16 protein-coding genes are annotated in these 19,852 nt (G+C 51.7%); 4 read left to right on the top strand and 12 right to left on the bottom strand.

Translation table 11 applies throughout. The features are described 5' to 3' along the window. Position 1: 1 nt before the first annotated feature. From PGQ95_RS18870 to PGQ95_RS18850, 5 genes are all read right to left on the bottom strand, one after another. The gene (locus PGQ95_RS18870) at positions 2–688 is read right to left on the bottom strand and encodes a fimbria/pilus periplasmic chaperone (protein WP_183269095.1); all 687 of its coding nucleotides are present in this window, start codon (positions 686–688) and stop codon (positions 2–4) included. Between the two features lie 71 nt (positions 689–759). Then, entirely contained in the window at positions 760–1,302 is a 543-nt protein-coding gene (locus PGQ95_RS18865) for a fimbrial protein BcfA (RefSeq protein WP_087858189.1), read from the bottom strand. A 316-nt stretch (positions 1,303–1,618) separates the two neighbouring features. After that, complete coding sequence (locus tag PGQ95_RS18860) at positions 1,619–2,311, bottom strand: winged helix-turn-helix transcriptional regulator (RefSeq protein WP_087858190.1); 693 nt, start codon at positions 2,309–2,311, stop codon at positions 1,619–1,621. Positions 2,312–2,629: 318 nt separating this feature from the next. Continuing rightward, on the bottom strand, positions 2,630–5,668 hold the full coding sequence (locus tag PGQ95_RS18855) for a chitinase (RefSeq protein WP_430919010.1): 3,039 nt from the start codon (positions 5,666–5,668) through the stop codon (positions 2,630–2,632). Between the two features lie 90 nt (positions 5,669–5,758). Then, a complete protein-coding gene (locus PGQ95_RS18850; protein WP_430919008.1) occupies positions 5,759–7,870 on the bottom strand; it encodes a glycosyl hydrolase family 18 protein in 2,112 nt (703 codons plus the stop codon). A gap of 390 nt (positions 7,871–8,260) precedes the next feature. Between PGQ95_RS18850 and PGQ95_RS18845 the strand changes: the two genes are divergently transcribed. Together PGQ95_RS18845 and PGQ95_RS18840 are read left to right on the top strand one after the other, a co-directional pair. Next, positions 8,261–8,704 (top strand): winged helix-turn-helix domain-containing protein, encoded by a 444-nt coding sequence (locus PGQ95_RS18845; RefSeq protein ID WP_087858193.1) that lies wholly within the window; start codon positions 8,261–8,263, stop codon positions 8,702–8,704. A gap of 15 nt (positions 8,705–8,719) precedes the next feature. Next, positions 8,720–9,253: a glycoside hydrolase family 108 protein gene (locus tag PGQ95_RS18840; protein ID WP_087858194.1), complete on the top strand. Its 534-nt coding sequence runs from the start codon at positions 8,720–8,722 to the stop codon at positions 9,251–9,253. Between the two features lie 60 nt (positions 9,254–9,313). Here PGQ95_RS18840 and PGQ95_RS18835 read toward each other — a convergent pair whose 3' ends face one another. The 4 genes from PGQ95_RS18835 to dnaK form a co-directional block, all read right to left on the bottom strand. Continuing rightward, positions 9,314–9,658, bottom strand: coding sequence for a phage holin family protein (locus PGQ95_RS18835; protein ID WP_087858195.1), 345 nt, complete (start codon positions 9,656–9,658; stop codon positions 9,314–9,316). Between the two features lie 125 nt (positions 9,659–9,783). Beyond that, positions 9,784–10,728, bottom strand: coding sequence for a LysR family transcriptional regulator (locus tag PGQ95_RS18830; RefSeq protein ID WP_087858196.1), 945 nt, complete (start codon positions 10,726–10,728; stop codon positions 9,784–9,786). A gap of 168 nt (positions 10,729–10,896) precedes the next feature. Then, positions 10,897–12,039 (bottom strand): molecular chaperone DnaJ, encoded by a 1,143-nt coding sequence (dnaJ, locus tag PGQ95_RS18825; RefSeq protein WP_020079653.1) that lies wholly within the window; start codon positions 12,037–12,039, stop codon positions 10,897–10,899. Between the two features lie 87 nt (positions 12,040–12,126). After that, entirely contained in the window at positions 12,127–14,043 is a 1,917-nt protein-coding gene (dnaK, locus tag PGQ95_RS18820; RefSeq protein ID WP_045395850.1) for a molecular chaperone DnaK, read from the bottom strand. A gap of 442 nt (positions 14,044–14,485) precedes the next feature. Between dnaK and satP the strand changes: the two genes are divergently transcribed. Further along, positions 14,486–15,052 carry an acetate uptake transporter gene (gene satP, locus PGQ95_RS18815; protein WP_045395854.1) on the top strand — a complete coding sequence of 189 codons (567 nt, stop codon included), beginning with the start codon at positions 14,486–14,488 and terminating at the stop codon, positions 15,050–15,052. Positions 15,053–15,092: 40 nt separating this feature from the next. On the opposite strand, the gene PGQ95_RS18810 is transcribed toward satP, so the two are convergent. The 3 genes from PGQ95_RS18810 to tal form a co-directional block, all read right to left on the bottom strand. Then, positions 15,093–16,397 carry an MFS transporter gene (locus PGQ95_RS18810; RefSeq protein ID WP_087858197.1) on the bottom strand — a complete coding sequence of 435 codons (1,305 nt, stop codon included), beginning with the start codon at positions 16,395–16,397 and terminating at the stop codon, positions 15,093–15,095. A gap of 113 nt (positions 16,398–16,510) precedes the next feature. Continuing rightward, positions 16,511–17,098 (bottom strand): molybdopterin adenylyltransferase, encoded by a 588-nt coding sequence (gene mog / locus PGQ95_RS18805; protein WP_047078005.1) that lies wholly within the window; start codon positions 17,096–17,098, stop codon positions 16,511–16,513. 110 nt (positions 17,099–17,208) lie between these two features. After that, positions 17,209–18,162, bottom strand: coding sequence for a transaldolase (gene tal / locus PGQ95_RS18800; protein ID WP_015368356.1), 954 nt, complete (start codon positions 18,160–18,162; stop codon positions 17,209–17,211). 202 nt (positions 18,163–18,364) lie between these two features. Here tal and PGQ95_RS18795 point away from each other — a divergent pair, with 202 nt between their 5' ends. Further along, on the top strand, positions 18,365–19,795 hold the full coding sequence (locus PGQ95_RS18795; RefSeq protein ID WP_087858198.1) for an alanine/glycine:cation symporter family protein: 1,431 nt from the start codon (positions 18,365–18,367) through the stop codon (positions 19,793–19,795). Positions 19,796–19,852: the final 57 nt, after the last annotated feature.

Here is a 19,852-nt window from a genome sequence, read left to right as displayed (position 1 = left end):
CTTACTGGCTCAGACAGGTTTGCTGCGGCGTAGTGGCGCCGAAATCGTTAATCGACTGGAAAGTCACCTGTCCTGCCCCGCCGTGTAAGGTTATCTCGCTTTTCGGCGGCACCATCGCATTGGCCAATTTCTGCCCGCCAACATGAATATCAACCAGCGAAACATAATACGGTGAAGGATTGGCGATGCTCAGACGCTCGCCGGCACGCTGACAGCGTAACATCGCCGGCGCGTCTACCGAGGCAATGGGCAAATGTTTAGGGCGAATAAACAGTTTAATAACGCTTTGCGTGGCGATTTGCAGCGAATTCGCCGCCAACTTGCTTTTATTAACCGAGGGAATGGCTTTGCTGTTGAGATAAAACACGCTTTCGCGATCTTCCGGCAACGAAGGGCCAACGTACATAATACGCAGCAGGTTTTCTTTTCCCGGCTGAATGACGAACAGCGGCGGCGTCACGACAAAATCGGCGCTTCTGCCGCCATCGGCGTTCGACACCCACGACTGAATTAAAAATACATTATTGCTGGATGAGTTAATTACCGGCAGAGAGACCTGCTTATCACCCTGCGGATAAATAACCCGGGTCGAACCCAGCGCGATACCGCCAGCATGAGCCAACTGAGTCATTCCCAGCGCCGCCAGCAGCAATAACGAAAATAAAATCGGGGTAATTCGCGTACTCATTCTTTTGATAACCAGGGAGGAGATGAAATGCATCCCTCCGCTGCCAGCAACGGAGGAGATGCGGATACCAATCAGGAATAGACCATGCTGAAGGTCGCGGTCGCCGCAACGTTACCTGCAGTGGCCGCGCCGGTAGCGACATAATCCACGCTCAGCGGTACGGTGTTTTCGCCATCAATCAGGGTGATGGTGCCGGAGGTATCGCCGATATTCAGAACCTGTCCATCCGGGCCGTATAACTGCAGCGCAACGTTAGTCGCCGCACCCGCGCCAGCGGTATTCGCCAGCGAACCCGCGAGCGTACTGTCCTGCTGACCATTAAAAATAACCGCCGCGTTCTGGCTGACCGTGGTGTCGCAGTCCTCCAGTTTGATTGAGAAATCTTCTTTCTGATTGGCAACCATTCCAGATGCCGTCAGTTTGCTGGTGCGAACCTGGCTCAGGATTACGGTCTGATCGATAGAGTCAGCAGAAACGGAGCATGCAGCATTCACAACCTGCCCCGTAAAATTCACCGTACCGCCGGAAACCGTCGAAGTATCCGCATTAGCTGCGCAGGTCATACCGCCCGCCGCCATGGCGGTTATTGCCATCGCTAAAAGATGTTTTTTCATAAATAACCTTTTAAATACACAAGTCGAAAATAGAATTAATAACGAATTTTAATACCGAGCCCTCTTCACAGAGATCTCTTGCTGGTACCGGGCGCAAAAAACGTTAAAAGTTGTAGCGTACAGAAATACTATATTCAATGAATAGCAAGCCCTGCACTGATTTATAAGCGCTAATGGGAAGTAAATTTCTGCCGTTATTTAATTATTATAAATTGGCCAGGGAGTTGCAATCTACAATGGCTGTTTTTATAGGACTCATCTTAACTACATGTTTTTGCAGTAAATAATTTATTTGCTTTGTTATTTAAAGCGGCAATTAGTAAGCCAACGGTAGTTTCTTAACCCCTAACAAACGCCCACCATCTATATTGATATAACCGCCCTTCCTCAATTCAGAAAGTAACTTCATGGTACGGCTTCGTGATATTCCGGTTCGTCGTTGAATAAAATTCAGGACATTAATGCTCTGACGATATTCGTCGCTGTAGGCGGCAATTTCGATTAATAACGCACGAACCTTGAGATAAGAGTCAACGCCAACCAGTTCCCGATCGCGAACGTTCATCACCATCAGACGATAGGCGAGAAAACGAGCCACATCGTGCCAAAGATTGCATTCGTCCGTCACCTTAATAAAATCCGCTAGCGAAACCGCGCGACCACAGCATTCTGTTTCCGCAATCAAAAAATGTTCCGGGCGAGTGGGAACATCGTAAGTCAGACCGTAGCTATCAATCAGTCCTGCGATTGACGGGGCAAAAACCGACAACACATTCAGCCCTCTGTCGCTGCGGCAAATTGAGAAGATACCGGACTCCAGCAACACAATGCGGCTACTTTGTTTCGTATACAGCGAAAACTCTTCACCCGGTTGCACGACGAAAGGTTTGCCGAAGGGCAAGAGTGCAGAAAATAAAGCATCAATCGCCGCATGAGGTTTAGCCTGCTGGGAGAAAATATATGAGTGCAAGGCATTCTCATTATCATTTTCGAAACCATTTAATTTCATTATATCTTCATTAAAAATCCATAATCATATGAGAAATAAAGATATACGCACATTAGTTAGCCTGCAATTAATAATAAATAAATACTAAATATAGAATAAATGTATAATGAAAGCACAAATAATCAATCATTAATCAAATAAGATAATCCTCAAACAAATAACCAACAAAGATCTCAAAATATTATTAAGCATTTTTAACATTACACACTATAACAAATGAAATTATTTCTTATGATATAACAAGAAAGAGAAAGGCGGCGATCCAGAATAGTACCTCCACTGAATCACCGCCTTTACGCTACATGAAATAAAGATCAATTAACTAAAATATCGCGGAGCCGCGTAGTACTCCGCCATTTTCTCCGCCAACCAACCGCCATCTTCACCATTGGAATGGATAGTGGTGATACTGACCGTCGAACCGCCGCCCCACAGCACGGCAAAAACGTTATAGTCCGGCAGATTTAGCGCCTGCATCTGGCTCCAATCGTATCCCTCATCCTGACGCAGAAAATCCCCCACCGTCGCAACACCATACGTGGTGCTGTTCACCGCGGTATTTAACAGCGCCGGGGTAATGGCGTTGATATCGCTGCCAATCCGCGAGTCCCCCATGAAGAACGTACCGCCGGATGCAAAATGCGCCGCAGCGATTTTACTGGCCCCTTCCGCAACCGTCGGCATATGGCCGCCGGGTATCTGCCACAGCATCGCCGGTTTTTGCAACGCTCTGGCGGCCTCCTTCACCATGCCCAGATAGTTAAACCAGCAGCTGGCGTTCCAGCCGTAGTGGGCCAGGGCATCCGGGCTGAAGCAGTCGCGTTCGAATTTATCAAATGCGATAAAGTCTGGCGCATAATCGCCGCTGTATACGCCCAATTCATTAATGAATTCAGCAATCGCCGCCCCTTGTTCACGCGGTGCGGCGTTGGCGCGCAGCAGCCAATCTGCCGTGCCCGTCGCCCAAACGTTGGTCTGCCAGCCAAAAGCGATATCAGGCGCGAACTGGCGAACGATATAGTTAATCGCCTGTACGTAGCCATACAAATCGTTGCTGAAGGTCGGCAGCGCCGGCGCGCTGAAACCTGGAATCGCAGGGAGCGCATTGATCGCCGCCGCCAGTTGTACATTCACCTGCACGCTATTGGCTTTACGCAACGCGGTATAGCCATAAGGCTCCTGCTGCATAGCGCCCAGGAAGTCCGGATTCAGGACGAAGGTTGCCGGAACCGGATGCTGGTCATCTTTCCAGGATTGTGCCGCCAGGCACTGGGTAATGAAGTTACCAAAGTGGTTGCGTAAACGCTGCTCATCCTGCAGATCCGATACCGCGCTGCCGCCGCTGGCATTGGCGGTATAGACCACCATCACCGGCATCACCGCGCGACCCGCTTCGGCTTCTATCTCGCGAACCAGCGGCACGGTTTTGTGGATCGGTAGCGAAGCATAATCCAGGAAACCATCGCCATTGCTGTCCACTTCCGCCGCCGGAATCGGATCGCCGCCGCCATCAAAACCATCGTATTTAAACAGCGCGCTGCAAGGCACATTGCGATACAGATCGGTCGTCTCTGCCGCATTCACCGTCACGCCGCCGTGCGCCAGATAATTCGGCCAGCCTTTTACCTGCAGCGGAACGCCCTGGATAAACTCAAGCGCGACGTTATTGACGCTTTGTAGTAAACGCAATGGCGCGCTGACGTCGCAACGCCAAGGCGTACCGGCGATATATACATCCGCTACCTGTACGCTATATTCCCCGGCAGATAAACGCAGCGGCAGTTTCTGCTGACGAGTATCGCTTTCCAGCACGAAACTATACTGATAGCCGCCGCAGCAGAAACGATAGCGCTGCGCGGCCGTCCCCTGTGGTAAGCCTAATACCGTTACCGCGACCTCAACAAAGGCGTCGCTCGCAACGGGCGTTTTTTGTAATGCTACGTTCACCTGCATCGTCATGCCGGCCATCGGCACAATGGTTGCAGGCTGCGCTGCGGTCGTGAGCAACTGGTTGTTCATGGTCGTCGGCTGCAGGCAGATAGCATATTGATGATTCGCCAGGAGCTGGGTAACGCGCTGCGGTTGATTCGCCATCAGCGTCAGTGTTCTTTCGCACACGCCCGCCTCCGACCATAGCTCAACAACGACTTCCGCGCCTTCCAGTTCATCGTCCGCCAGCAGCAACTCGATCGCGGCAAAGGTCACCGCTGGCTGATAAGCAATCTGACAGCGCTCAACGGCGTTACCTGAAGCAAGTTCCAGCGTATAGCTTTCTGTCACGGGCGAAATTCTCATCTCGTCGTTACACAGTTCCAGTACCGTAATACCGTAGCTGCCGGCGCTCAGATCGCCGATGGTTAGCGTCGCGCCCCATTCCCCGGCGAAGCGCTGCTGACGGCCATCAGAGTACCGCAGCTCAATTTCCGGCTTCAGCGAGGTGCTCTGCGCCTGCGCCGGGAATTGCAGAATAATTTGTCCCTGGCGTCCCGGGTCATGCGCCAGCGTCGCCGTCAGGTCATTCAGCACGACGGGCGTTTGTGTGGCCGAAAGATAAAACTCCAGTACCGCCGATTTGCCAGCAGCCAACAGATACTCGCCGTCGTTATTGATGGTGATGGTATTTTTTTCTGTCGGCCAGCCGCCGTCGCTGGCCAGCATTACCGCCTGGTTACCCAGCATGGTACCGCTAAATGGGCTGTACGGATCGGGATGCGCTGTCGCGGTGAAGCCTAATTTCAGCTGATTAATATCGACAGACTGCGAATACTGATTCGTCAACGTCAGGGCCATGCGTTGATACCAGCTGGACGCGTTCACCTCTCCGGAAACCAGGGTCAGTCCTGTACCGGTAATCGCGTCGGCGGCGGGCGTTTCAGGTTCTGGTTCAACCTCATCAGCTGAATCATCCGCAGGCGCTTCAGGTTCTGGTTCAAGCTCATCAGCTGAATCATCGACGGGCGCTTCAGGGACTGGTTCAAGCTCATCAGCGGCGTCATCGCTATCGGAAGCCGCCAGAGTCAGAGCGAAGGTAGATAATTTTACCGGTACCTGGGTGGCCGCCAGGCTAAAGAATAGAGTACCGCTTTCCCCAGCCGGCAGTAGCAGCTCGCTGCTGTTGTTTATAATGATTTCATTGAATTCCAGGGTTCCCTGGGCGGTGTCACGCAACGTTAATGAACGATCCCCTTTCAGCGTGCCTCCCGTATTCCCCCACGGATCCGGATGTCCGGAGGCGGTAAAGCTAATCGCCGCCTGGTTCAGATCCACAGTTCGATTACTTTCGTTTGTGAAGGTTAACGTGACTTTCTGGTACCAACTATTCACATCAATCTGGCTATTTTTAATTACAACGGTCATCAACTCGATTCCTCATTCCCTGGTGGAAAAAAGCCCCGGTAAACCGGGGCTTTGCTATAGAGCCCAATACGCCATTAAAAGAGAGATGTATTAGTAGGCGCCTAAGTCAGTCCATGTGCCGCTCTGACCGCAGTTCAGGTCAGGCTGTTCGCCCTGGGACCACCATTTCACCTGGTAGTTGTGACCATTCCAGCTAACAATTTCGAAGGTACCCCAGATTGCGCCATAAACAGCGTTAGCATCCCACAGCGCATATGGCGCATCATGGTCAGCCGCCTCATCGGAAGAGGAGTCATCTTCAGCCGGTTTGGTATCCTCGTCGGGAACCGGAATCACGTCGGTTTCATCTTCTTCATCAGCCGGTGTTGGTTCAACCTGGGCAGCTGCCGGAACCACAGTCAGTACAAAACGCTGTTGAGTTGAAGGTTCGTTGTAGCAGTCACGTACGAAAAGAGTGAACTGGAATGCCGTCTTCGCACTTACCTCAGGCACGACGAACTCAATTACTTCCGCCGTTTTATCCGCGACGTTAATTTCAGACGGTACGCCCCAGCTAAAGGTCAACTCGTCTTTATCTTCATCGGAAGAACCGGCGCCGGACAGCTGAACGGTAGAACCGCCCACTACCAGCAGCTCAATAGCCGCTTTCGGCGCATGGTTGACGTCCGTTTTCTTATCGTCTTCAGCAGATTCATCTTTTTCAACGTTGATGCCGTCGAAGTAGAACGGGTCCATATCGATAGTTTCTGACTCAATTTCATAACCCAGCCCTTCACGCGCCGCATTGACCAACACGCCGTTGTCCTGGTCGATAGTCCAGGTGAACATGCCGCCCAGACCCAGCTTCGCCGCGTATTCGCCTTTGGCTTTCACGGTGCGCGGCGTATCCAGCGACATAAACAGTTTGGATTCCGGGTTGTAGAGATAGTCAGCGTCAGCAACCTGATCGGTATAAACGTTGAAGCCGTTACGGCCCTTCTGGTTTTCCAGATCCAGGTAGTTGTAGATCACGTCATACCATTCATTAGTGCCGGACTCGAAAGTACCCGTGGTATCCCCGTTACCCGGGTTATAGGTACCTTTCAGCGGAGACAGCGACTCCAGCTCAACGTTACGGCCGTTACGGGTATAGCCGGCATAACCAATGTTGATATTTTCGGCCGGGAAACCTTCAGACAGCAGATGTTCCACAATAGTGTTTACACCCCAGCCGCCCTCTTCCAGCGCCTTCAGGTTAGTGTGATGAGCAACGGTTTCCGCCCACGGAGTGCCGAAGAAGTCATAGGTCATCAGGTTGATGCCGTACAGGCCAGCATTAATCAGCGCTTTGACGTTGGAATAATCGAAAGTCTTCACCACCGCGGAGCTGGCAATGGAGATTTTCACGTTGCTCAGGTTGGCGGAATCCAGCTGCTTACGCAGTTCGCCAATCAGCAGGGCGTAGTTTTCGCCATCTTCCGGGCCGCAAGGGTTGCCCGCGCCTTCGGCATTCGGGTATTCCCAGTCGATATCCACTTCGCTGAACATCGGGAACTGTTTGAACAGCTTCACCACGCCTTTAGCGAAGGTTTTACGTGCGGAATCAGATGCCGCGGTTTCATGGAAGCCGTTACTCATAGTCCAGCCGCCGATGCTCATGGACAGCACCAGGTTGTGGCCCTGCTGTTTGGCTTTCGCCTGCAGGTCACGCAGGCCGCCGAGCAGGCCTTTGGTATTCTCCTGGGTTACGGTTTTCGGATCGACATCCCAGCCGCTGACGCTGTGACCAACGTTAATGTAGGACTGGAAGTCACCCCACGGATCCAGGAAGGTTGGTTCATATTTGACTTTGCCGCACTTCTCAGCGCCTTCGGCCACCACGTCGCGATACTGGCCATCAATTTTATGGAAACCAGTCACGCCAACGAAGCCGACAATAATTTTATCGTAAGCGGTCGGTGAGATATTGGTCAGGTCATAGCCGCGACCGCGGTTATCTTTAGAGTCATCCCCTTCCAGACGACCATCATACTGAGACCAGTCGGTATAATAGCCAAATACCTTCGGCTTCGTGGTTGCTGCTTTATATTTGTTATAGACCGGCTTTGCGACACGCGCTGAAGTATAGCTATAGTTGCTAACTTCAGTTGCTGGATTAAAACCATCAGCGGCGTTGCTGGTTTCGGTAAGAGTATCGCCTTTAATCAGTTTGCTGGTAGCCATTTTAAATTTCCTTTTAAGTTTAAAAATTATCGCAGTTCGTTCTGCGAGACCAATAATCCATGACTCATGAAAAATTGGCTAATCACAAAGCATCAGCAATTAATCAACGCCAAATAATTATTTCACTGAGACCTCAATGAGGAACATCAGCACGACATCATTGGGTCAGAGAGGCCATCAAACCCACCTGAAGAATAAAAAACAAACAGCATATTAAATATAATTTAGGTAGTAATTAATTGTCATTTAACTTACATGAGATTATGTGACAGAGGTCTCCCCAACAAACAACACTACAATAAAACCGATGACAAAAAATGGATTAAGCCATTTCTTGTGCAATATATTCATCGACGACAATCAGGATGTGCAAATCTAAAGGAAGACGTTATGAAAACTTATCTCATCAATAACAACTGCATCTACAACGAACAGAAATATGAACTAAGAACGAGCTCAAATTCGCAAGTTATTCGAATGACGGCAATGCGTTCTAAATGTCTTAGTTTCATTATTGAAAACGCTCATCTGGAGATTATCGAACGGCAGAAAATCACCAATGAGTTATGGGGTAGCAGAAGTCATTTTGTGAATGATGCCAATCTAACGCAGATACTGTATTTAATCAGACGAGATCTCAAAGCACTCGGTATAAACGATCTTTTCATTACCATCCCGCGCCAGGGGCTGCAGGTCAACAAAGACATTACCATTGAAAAAGTCGAGCCCAGGAAACCAAAAGTCAGAAAGCAGTTTTTCCGTAAAACGCTGGCGGCGCTAACCACCGTCTTTTCCGTCACGCTGGGTACAATGATGTACATGCACATTCATTAATTCAGGGAGAATAAAATGAATCCAATTATTGATGGAATCCTCGGACTGGAAGGCGGCTATAGCGCCAATCCTAAGGATAAAGGCGGCGAGACTAACTGGGGCATCACAGAAGCAACGGCGCGAGCGCACGGTTACCAGGGAAAGATGAGCGAACTTTCTCACAATGAGGCCTATGCGATTCTGGAGACCGATTACTGGATCAAACCCGGCTTTGAGCAGGTATCGCAACTCTCCTGGTCAGTAGCATTTGAGCTGTGCGACGCGGCAGTGAATATTGGTCCTCACCACCCCTGTATGTGGCTACAGCGCTGGCTTAACGTGATGAATCGCGAGCAGCAATACTACCCGGATATAAAAACAGATGGCAACATTGGCCCGCGAACCCTGAATGCGCTGAATTGCTATTTAACGCGACGAGGTAAAGAAGGAGAACAGGTGTTAGTCAAAGCGCTAAACTGCAGCCAGGGGGCTTATTACCTGGAGATCAGCGAGAATCATCGACAAAATGAAGAGTTCATTTACGGCTGGCTTAAAAACCGGGTGACATAGTTGAGGCGCACTAATCTGTAATAAAAGACTCAAGGATGAGCCTTTTATTACGTAGTAATACTACTTGAGCTTAGTACCGCCAAGCGTATTTTTTACTTTCTCACCCAGTATTTTTAAAATTGGACCGGCAAAAACACCGCCTAACCCTGCGGCTAACAGCACCATATTAAAGCTAAATCCTTTTTCGATAGCGATAGCGCTAAGGAGAAAACTGGTAAAACAAGATATCACCACCTGGGTCAGGCAGTTCATAATTCCCTGATGTGCTTCGCCACTGTCTTCCTTATTTTTACGGAGAAGGAAACTGACGAATCCCCCCCAGGCGCCGATAGAAATAATGGTCAGAAGTATCTCTACTTCCAGTAATACAACTTCCGTTGTTTCTAAATGATTAGGTATAGACATAATCGCTCCTGCATAACTAAAGTAAAAAAAGATTCATCAGGAGTGTAAGTGGCGTAACTGGGGAAAGGTAATCAAAGAATATCAAGACTAACCACATCATATTAATGACGGTAAGATGATGGAACTTACCGTCTGAATGATGACAGCGTATGTAACATGGAAACTGTTTCATTTATCGCTGATATATTTCTACTATTTTTGTTCCATGAAGCATAAACCTGCACGGACTTAAACATCAATTCAGGTGGCGGTTGGATAAAATTTATATCGTATTTACGCTGATTTTTATAAAATAGCGCCAGCTTTAAAGGCAATAATGCAATCAACGCGGTTCTTTCTACCATGCCAACCAGTCCGGTGATAGAATCGCTGCAATAGCCCATGGTACGTGAGCCGTCATAATAAACATCATCTTTAAATAATCCGTTATCAGTGATGATGGAAGGAGAAGAAATGCCGGGTTGATACATGGCATGGCGGGAAGAGTAGAACTGATGTAAAGAAAGCTGCGACAGTTCGCTGAACAAATGGCCCTTGGCACAAATACAGACGAAATTTCTGAAGCTATCAATCATTTGATTATCGAGCCCAGGTTCAACCAACGGCTCAGAACCAATCGATAAATCGCATTGTGCCGTCAGTAGAAGCTCTTTAGCTTTATCGCGGCTAATATTGCGGGATGAAAAATGATTGATCACGCCCTGTTCAAAAAGCGCGCTGCCGTACAGTTGGGAAAGGTAATAACTTTCGATGAAGTCGCTACCAAGGATCGTAATCCGGGTATCATCATCCTTGTTTTCTGTCAGAAAGGTATTATCGACAAGCAACATGGCCTGGCGAAAACTATGGTGGATCTCGAGTGCTTTCGCTGTTGGCAGTAAACCATCTTTACTTCTGACAAACAGCTCCTGATGATAGAAGTTTTGTAGTCGTCTTAATGCCAGAGAGACCGCGGCAGGAGTAATGGCCAATTTTTTCGCCGCCTTCGCGGCATTACCTGCCGAAATGACAGCGTCAAGAACCTTGATTAAATTATAATCAAAGCCCTTATTGGCACCTTTCGATCCCATCCACTGTCAGCCTCTTTTATCGAAAAAAGCAATATAGATAATACTCAAAATAAATCAAACCCGGACATGCTAAACAAAGTATAGCGTCTCTATTCAAGGCTGAGGCTAGGGCAGAAAAAAGCCTGAACAGGATGTTCAGGCTTGTGCTAATAACGTAATTTAACGCAATTAACGCGTTAAATCATCGAAGAATTTTTTTACGCCATCGAAGAAGCTTTTGGAACGCGGGCTGTTTTTCTCACCCGTCGGACCACCGAAAGTTTCCTGCAGCTCTTTCAACAATTGCTTCTGCTTATCGTTAAGACCCACCGGCGTTTCCACCACCACGCGACACAGCAGATCGCCCTGAGCGCCGCCGCGTACGGACTTCACGCCCTTGCCGCGCATGCGGAACAGTTTGCCGGTTTGCGTTTCGCCAGGCACTTTCAGGTTAACGCGGCCATCCAGCGTCGGTACTTCAATCTCGCCGCCAAGCGCAGCCATGGTGAAGTTGATCGGTACTTCGCAGTACAGATTATTCCCTTCACGCTCGAAGATCGCGTGCTGTTTGACCTGAACCTGAACGTACAGATCGCCCGCCGGAGCGCCATGCTCGCCGGCTTCACCTTCGCCAGCCAGACGAATGCGATCGCCGGTATCGACGCCAGCCGGGATTTTCACCGACAGTGTTTTGGTTTTTTCAACGCGACCGTGACCGTGACACTTGTTGCATGGATCTTTGATAAGCGTACCGCGCCCCTGACAGTGCGGACAGGTTTGCTGAACGGCAAAGAATCCCTGGCGCATCTGAACCTGACCGGAACCATGACAGGTCGGACAGGTCTGCGGCTGAGTACCGGATTTGGCGCCGCTGCCGTGGCAAACATCGCACTCTTCCAGCGTCGGGATGCGGATTTCTTTAGTGACGCCACGGACCGCTTCTTCCAGCGTTAATTCCATGTTGTAACGTAAATCTGCACCGCGCGCCGCGCGTTGACGGCCACGACCGCCGCCGAAGATATCGCCGAACACGTCGCCAAAGATATCGCTGAAATCCGCGCCGCCGCCGAAGCCGCCGCCGAAACCGCCGCCGCCCATGCCGCCTTGTTCAAACGCGGCGTGGCCGTACTGATCGTAGGCTGCACGTTTCTGGGCATCAGTCAGGACTTCATACGCTTCTTTGATTTCTTTAAATTTGGCTTCGGCCTCTTTGTCACCCTGGTTACGGTCCGGGTGATACTTCATGGCCAGGCGCTTATACGCCTTTTTGATTTCACGCTCTTCCGCTGTTTTGGAAACGCCCAAAATCTCGTAATAATCTTGCTTTGCCATTGGTGTTTTTCAGCCCCTTAACATGCGTGCACGGGCGGAGAGGAAACCTCTTCGCCCGTGCCAGTGTTTTACCCGTTCAAAGGGCGATTATTTTTTGTCTTTCACTTCTTCGAACTCAGCGTCGACAACATCGTCGTCCTTCGCGCTGTTCTCTTGAGCGTCAGCGCCGCCAGCCTGCTGCTGAGCGTGTTGCTGCTGAGCGATTTCCATCAGCTTCTGGGAAGCCTGGGCCAACGCCTGCATCTTCGCTTCGATGTCCGCTTTGTCTTCACCTTTCAGGGAAGCTTCCAGTGCGGTCAGCGCAGACTCGATTGCAGTTTTGTCATCAGCCGGCAGTTTGTCGCCTGCTTCTTCAACCTGCTTACGAGTGCTGTGCAGCAGATGGTCGCCCTGGTTACGGGTCTGAACCAGCTCTTCGAACTTACGGTCAGATTCAGCGTTAGCTTCCGCTTCGCGAACCATTTTCTGAATTTCTTCTTCATTCAGACCGGAAGAAGCCTTGATGGTGATCTTCTGCTCTTTACCGCTATTTTTATCTTTCGCGGAAACGTGCAGGATACCGTCAGCATCGATATCGAAGGTTACTTCGATCTGCGGCATACCGCGCGGCGCTGGGTTAATACCATCCAGGTTGAACTGACCCAGAGATTTGTTATCAGAAGCGCGTTTACGCTCACCCTGCAGCACATGGATGGTTACCGCGGACTGGTTGTCTTCCGCAGTAGAGAACACCTGGCTGTGCTTGGTCGGGATCGTGGTGTTTTTGCTGATAAGCGCGGTCATCACGCCGCCCATGGTTTCGATACCCAGCGACAGCGGGGTAACGTCCAGCAGCAGAACGTCTTTAACTTCACCAGTCAGTACACCACCCTGAACCGCTGCGCCGATAGCCACAGCTTCATCCGGGTTAACGTCTTTACGCGGTTCTTTACCAAAGAACTCAGCAACTTTCTTCTGCACCATCGGCATACGAGTCTGACCACCAACGAGGATCACGTCGTTGATATCGGAAACGGACAGACCGGCATCCTGCAGGGCAACTTTCAGCGGCTCGATGGAACGGTTAACCAGATCTTCAACCAGGCTTTCCAGTTTCGCGCGAGTCACTTTAATGTTCATGTGTTTCGGACCGGTCGCGTCTGCGGTGATATACGGCAGGTTAACGTCGGTCTGCTGAGCGGAAGACAGCTCAATTTTCGCTTTTTCTGCGGCTTCTTTCAGACGCTGCATCGCCAGCGGGTCGTTGCGCAGGTCAATGCCCTGCTCTTTCTTAAACTCGTCAACGAGGTAGTTGATCAGACGAGTATCGAAGTCTTCACCACCCAGGTGGGTATCACCGTTGGTTGCCAGAACTTCGAAGGTTTTTTCGCCGTCAACTTCGTCGATTTCGATAATAGAGATATCGAAGGTACCGCCACCGAGGTCGTATACCGCGATAGTACGGTTGCCGACTTCTTTATCCAGACCGTAAGCCAGCGCAGCGGCAGTTGGTTCGTTGATGATACGTTTGACTTCCAGACCCGCGATACGGCCGGCATCTTTGGTTGCCTGACGCTGAGCATCGTTGAAGTACGCAGGTACGGTGATAACAGCTTCAGTTACCGGCTCACCCAGGTAATCTTCAGCGGTTTTCTTCATTTTCTTCAGCACTTCAGCAGAAATCTGCGGCGGTGCGGTTTTGGTGCCTTTCACATCAAGCCAGGCGTCGCCATTATCTGCGGCAACGATTTTGTACGGCATGATGGAAACGTCACGCTGAACTTCTTCATCCTGGAAGCGGCGACCAATCAGGCGTTTAATCGCAAACAGGGTGTTTTGCGGGTTTGTCACTGCCTGACGTTTAGCCGGCTGACCAACCAGAGTTTCACCATCCTGGGTATAGGCAATAATAGAAGGCGTGGTGCGATCGCCTTCGGCGTTCTCCAGCACGCGAGCGGTAGTGCCATCCATAATCGCTACACAAGAGTTGGTAGTACCCAGGTCGATACCAATAATTTTACCCATCTAAACGTCTCCACTAAAAATTCGATCAACATGTGGTTGTGAACCTGTAATAAGGGCGAAACGTGCGGTTTCAACTGCCCTGACATCATTTTTTTTCAGGTTCTTCACTGCGGTTGACTACAAGATGGGGTCGCCCTGGTTTTCATCAAGGGGCAAGCCAAAAAAAATTTTTATGGCAAAACACAGACGCGAGAGTAAACAACACGCCAGCCGGGCAAAATAGTCGCCATAACTCATACAAAACATAAATAGTAAATAAGAACATATTCATCGGATATCGCACATGTTCGGCGAAGAGTTCGCGATTATCGCGGCGTAAGGTAAATTGCTGAAAAATACCCCGCCAGATCATAGACAGTAACCACGCGCCTCATTATTATGCCGCGCCCCACCGCAAGTGGCGGGGTAATGCTTCCCTTTCTAATCATTATTTTGAGGAATTATGGGCAACACTAAGTTGGCTAATCCGGCACCGCTGGGCCTTATGGGCTTTGGCATGACCACTATTCTGCTTAACCTGGCGAATAGCGGCCTTTTCGCATTCGATGTAGCTATCCTGGCGATGGGCATTTTTTACGGCGGCATTGCGCAAATTTTTGCCGGCCTGCTCGAGTATAAAAAAGGCAACACCTTTGGTTTAACCGCTTTTACGTCCTACGGCTCCTTCTGGCTGACGTTGGTCGCGATCCTCCTGATGCCGAAAATGGGTCTGGCTGATGCGCCGAACCCGCATTTCCTGGGCATGTATCTTGGCCTGTGGGGTATCTTTACGTTGTTCATGTTCTTCGGCACGCTGAAAGCCGCGCGCATGCTGCAGTTCGTCTTCCTGAGCCTGACGGTGCTGTTCGCGCTGCTGGCGATTGGCCACCTGGTCGATAACGAAGGCATTGTTAAAATTGCCGGCTGGATTGGCCTGGTATGCGGCGCGAGCGCTATTTACCTGGCGATGGGTGAAGTGTTGAACGAGCAGTTCGGGCGCACCGTTCTGCCGATTGGCGAACCACGCTAATGGCCTGCCGCCGCCCGCAAACCGGGCGGCGGCGTTAAATTTAACGCTGCAGTTCTCCTTGCGGTAAAACCGCCTGCGTCGTCAACCCCTGACGCAGCCAAATACCTAAACCCAGCCCCATCAGAGACAGCGCCAGTACGTACCAGGCCGGCGCCATCGGCGAGACCCCCATCAACATGGTGACGGCAATCGGCGTCAGGCCGCCGAAAATGGCGTATGACAGATTGTAGGAAAACGAGATGCCGGTGAAACGCACTTCCGCCGGGAAGGCGCGCACCATTACGTAAGGTACCGCCCCCACCACGCCGACGCACAATCCAACCGTGCCATACAGCAGGAACAGCCGCTGCGGGCTGGCGCCGGAAAGGTGGTAAAAGGCCCAACTGGCGGCCGCCAACAGCAGACTACCGACAATAAAAGTGCGGCTGGCGCCGAATCGGTCTGCCGCCAGACCGGCGAGTAAACAGCCGATACACAGCATAATCGTGGCGATGCTATTGGCCTGCAGGGTAATCGCCGGCGCAAAGCCATAATGTTTTTGCAGCCAGACCGGCGACATCAGGATCACTACCACCACGCCGGCGGAAAGCAGCCAGGTGAGCAACATCGAAACGATGACGGCCTTCTGGTGCTTAAGCGCCACCGCCTTCACCGGCAACTCCTGCGCCAGCGCTTTGCGCTGTTGCATCTCAAGAAATATCGGCGTCTCCTGTAGCCAACGACGCAGGTACATCGCCACCAGGCCAAAAACGCCGCCCAGCAGGAAAGGAATACGCCAGCCGCCGTCGTGGATACCCTGCGGCGTCATGCTGGTGTTGATAAGCGTCGCCACCACCGAACCTAACAGGATCCCAACGGTCAACCCCGCGGTCAGGGTGCCGCAGGCGATACCGATGCGTTTTTCCGGGACATGTTCGGCTACAAAGACCCAGGCGCCCGGCACTTCGCCGCCAATCGCCGCCCCTTGTAAAATACGCATGAGCAGTAATAGCAGCGGCGCAACGATGCCCATAGAGGCATAAGTCGGCAGCAGACCGATCGCCAGCGTCGGCAGCGCCATGAGCAGAATGCTAAGCGTAAACATTTTCTTGCGGCCGACCAGGTCGCCAAAATGGGCCATGATAATGCCGCCAAGAGGACGCGCCAGATAACCCGCGGCGAAAATACCGAAGGTCTGTACCTGACGTAGCCATTCCGGAATATCGGCGGGGAAGAACAGTTCGCCGACGACGGCGGCGAAGAAGACAAAGATAATGAAGTCATAAAACTCCAGCGCCCCGCCGAGGGCGGCCAGCGTCAGAGTTTTATAATCCTGTCGATTCAGTGCTCGGGTGTGTTGTGACATAACTGGCGCTTCGTCCGCAGTAATATTACGCAATATGTAAAGTAAAAAACACTATACCGTAAATAAAACAGCACACCACCGGCAATGCAGGTTATATCAGCAATGCATTAAATTCAGGATAAAGTTTCACGTCGTGCGCTTTTCGGGCGAAAAGCTGCTACAACGCTGGCTTCCGTCTCCACATACGGCCCCTCAAGCAACTGTACACAATAAGGTACACTTGCAAAAACACCATGCACCAGCACCTTACCTTCCGCGTCTTTAACTCCTTCAAGAGTCTCCTGAATCGCTTTCGGTTGGCCAGGCAGGTTAAGGATCAGCGCCTGCTTGCGGATGACGCCAACCTGCCGGGATAGGATAGCCGTCGGCACAAAGTGTAGGCTAACCTGACGCATTTGCTCGCCGAAACCGGGCATGACGCGATCGGCAATCGCTAAAGTTGCGTCCGGAGTCACATCACGGCGCGCCGGGCCGGTGCCGCCGGTGGTTAACACCAGATGACAGCCCATCTCGTCAACCAGCTCGCACAGCGTTTGTTCAATGATGGGCTGTTCATCAGGGATCAGGCGTGTCTGTAGTTCAAAGGGCGTTGTCAGCGCACGCGACAGCCACTCTTCCAACGCAGGAATACCTTTGTCCTGGTAAACGCCGCTGGAGGCGCGGTCAGAAATAGAAACTAAGCCGATGCGTAATTTATTCATATTCATTCCGTTCAAATAGTGCAATTAAGCGGAATGATACACGCTGGAGAGAATTACAGACAGGATTCAAAAGAAGTAGCGTGACCGGTAGCCCGGTCACGCTGGGATGATTACAGCAGGTCGCCGATCATTTTTTCCAGTTTTTCCTGGTCGATGGCAAACTTACGGATACCTTCCGCCAGTTTGTCTACCGCCATCGGATCCTGGTTGTGCTGCCACAGGAACTGGGATTCAGTAATGCGTTCCGGACGCGCTTTGACTTCGCCGCTGAACGCCAGTTTACGTTCGACAGCGCCTTCGCTTTCTGCCAGCTCTTTCAGCAGCGCAGGGGCGATGGTCAGACGGTCGCAACCGGCCAGCTCAAGGATTTCGCCAACGTTACGGAAGCTTGCGCCCATCACGACGGTTTCATAACCGTGCTGCTTGTAGTACTCGTAGATTTCGCTAACGGAAACCACGCCCGGATCTTCTGCCGGCGCGTACTCTTTCTTATCCGTGTTCGCTTTGTACCAGTCGAGGATACGACCAACGAACGGAGAAATCAGGAAGACGCCCGCTTCAGCGCAAGCGCGAGCCTGAGCGAAGGAGAACAGCAGGGTCAGGTTACAGTTGATGCCTTCTTTTTCCAGCTGCTCAGCGGCGCGAATGCCCTGCCAGGTCGAAGCCAGTTTGATCAGGATACGATCGTTGCCGATACCGGCATCGTTATACAGTTTGATCAGGCGTTTCGCTTTCGCGATAGAGGCGTCGGTGTCGTAGGACAGACGGGCATCAACTTCGGTAGAAATACGGCCCGGGATCAGTTTAAGGATTTCGAGACCGATGTTCACCGCCAGTTTGTCGGAAGCATCGATAATCTGCTGCGCGCGATCGCTGCTCTGGCCGCGAGCCCAGGCAACAGCGTCGTCAATCAGCTTACGGTACTCAGGGATCTGAGCCGCGCCGAGGATCAAAGAAGGGTTGGTGGTGGCATCCTGAGGCTGATACAGCTTCATTGCCGCGATATCTCCGGTGTCAGCTACGACAGTGGTGTACTGACGCAGAGAAGTCAATTTATCCGTCATGATAGTGTTTCTCTTAAACAGCAGTTAAGGGGATGTAACCGGTCTGCCAAGATGATAACACGCCATAGGGTCAGCGCAACCGCCGACAATGCAAGAGCGCAGAGTGTGATAAACTCGACATATTAATTATCTGAATGCTAAAGGATTGTCACCGGAGTGGTAGCGCTTACACCGCGCGCCGGCATGGACAAGAGGACGTTTAATGCCTGATTTTCTCTCGTTTATCAATGAAATACTCTGGGGCTCGGTAATGATTTATCTGTTACTGGGCGCCGGTATTTGGTTCACCTGGCGAACGGAGTTTATTCAGTTCCGTTATATTCGCCAGTTTGGCAAAAGTCTTAAAAAAAGCCTTCGTCCGCAGCCCGGCGGATTAACGTCTTTTCAGGCGCTGTGCACCAGTCTGGCGGCTCGCGTCGGCAGCGGTAACCTGGCGGGCGTGGCGTTAGCGATTGCCGCTGGCGGCCCCGGCGCCGTGTTCTGGATGTGGGTCTCCGCACTACTCGGCATGGCCAGTAGCTTCGCCGAATGCTCGCTTGCCCAGCTGTACAAAGAGCGCGATAGCGCAGGCCAGTTCCGCGGCGGCCCGGCGTGGTATATGGCCCGCGGACTTGAGATGCGCTGGATGGGCGTGGTCTTCTCGATCCTGCTGCTGCTGGCCTATGGGGTTATCTTCAATACCGTGCAGGCTAACTCGGTGGCGCACGCTATGGCCTATGCTTTCGATTTACCGATGGTCGCCGTCGGCGCCGCGCTGGCAGCCGCGACGCTGTTGATTATCGTCCGCGGTTTACGCGGCGTGGCGCGATTGATGCAGTGGTTTGTCCCGCTGATGGCCCTGCTGTGGGTCGGCGCCAGCCTGTTGATTGGCCTCTGGCACTTCGCTGCCCTGCCGGCGGTTTTTGAAACCATCTTCCGCTGCGCTTTCGGCTGGCAGGAAGCGGCGGCGGGCGCGGTGGGCTATACCATTAGCCAGGCGCTTACCGGCGGGTTTCAGCGCGGGATGTTTTCCAACGAAGCGGGGATGGGTTCAACGCCAAACGCCGCCGCAGCCGCGGCCTCATGGCCTCCGCATCCGGCGGCGCAGGGCATTGTACAGATGATTGGCGTCTTTATAGATACCATTGTTATCTGTACGGCCAGCGCGGTAATTATCCTGCTGGCGCCGCGCGAAAACCGCGATAATGTGGTCAGCGGTATTCAAACCATGCAGCACGCGATGGGCGATCTCATTGGTAGCTGGGGGCCGGGTCTGGTCGCCACGGTGCTGCTGCTTTTCGCTTTCAGTTCGATTGTCGCCAATTATATTTATGCCGAAAATAATCTGATCTTCCTGCGGCTCAATAAGCCGCTGCATATCTGGACGCTCCGGGTTATCACCGTATTAATGGTGATGGCAGGCACCCTGGTGAGTTTGCCGGTGGTCTGGCAGCTGGCGGATATTATTATGGCGTTAATGGCCATCACTAACTTAACGGCGATTTTGCTGCTTTCGCCAACGGTACGCATCCTCGCCAGCGATTATCTGCGCCAGCGTAAACTCGGCGTGCAGCCGGTCTTCGATCCCGCTCGCTATCCGGAAATTCAGCAACATCTGGCGCCCGGCGCCTGGGATGAGATACCGCGCGAATAGCGCGGTAATCGCAGCAATCGATCCCACCATGCGCTTTTTTTGTTAAAATTCGTCGAA

Source organism: Klebsiella sp. 141240 (genome assembly GCF_050600805.1).
GTDB lineage: Bacteria > Pseudomonadota > Gammaproteobacteria > Enterobacterales > Enterobacteriaceae > Klebsiella > Klebsiella aerogenes.
This window is presented reverse-complemented; position numbering and strand designations above follow the sequence as displayed.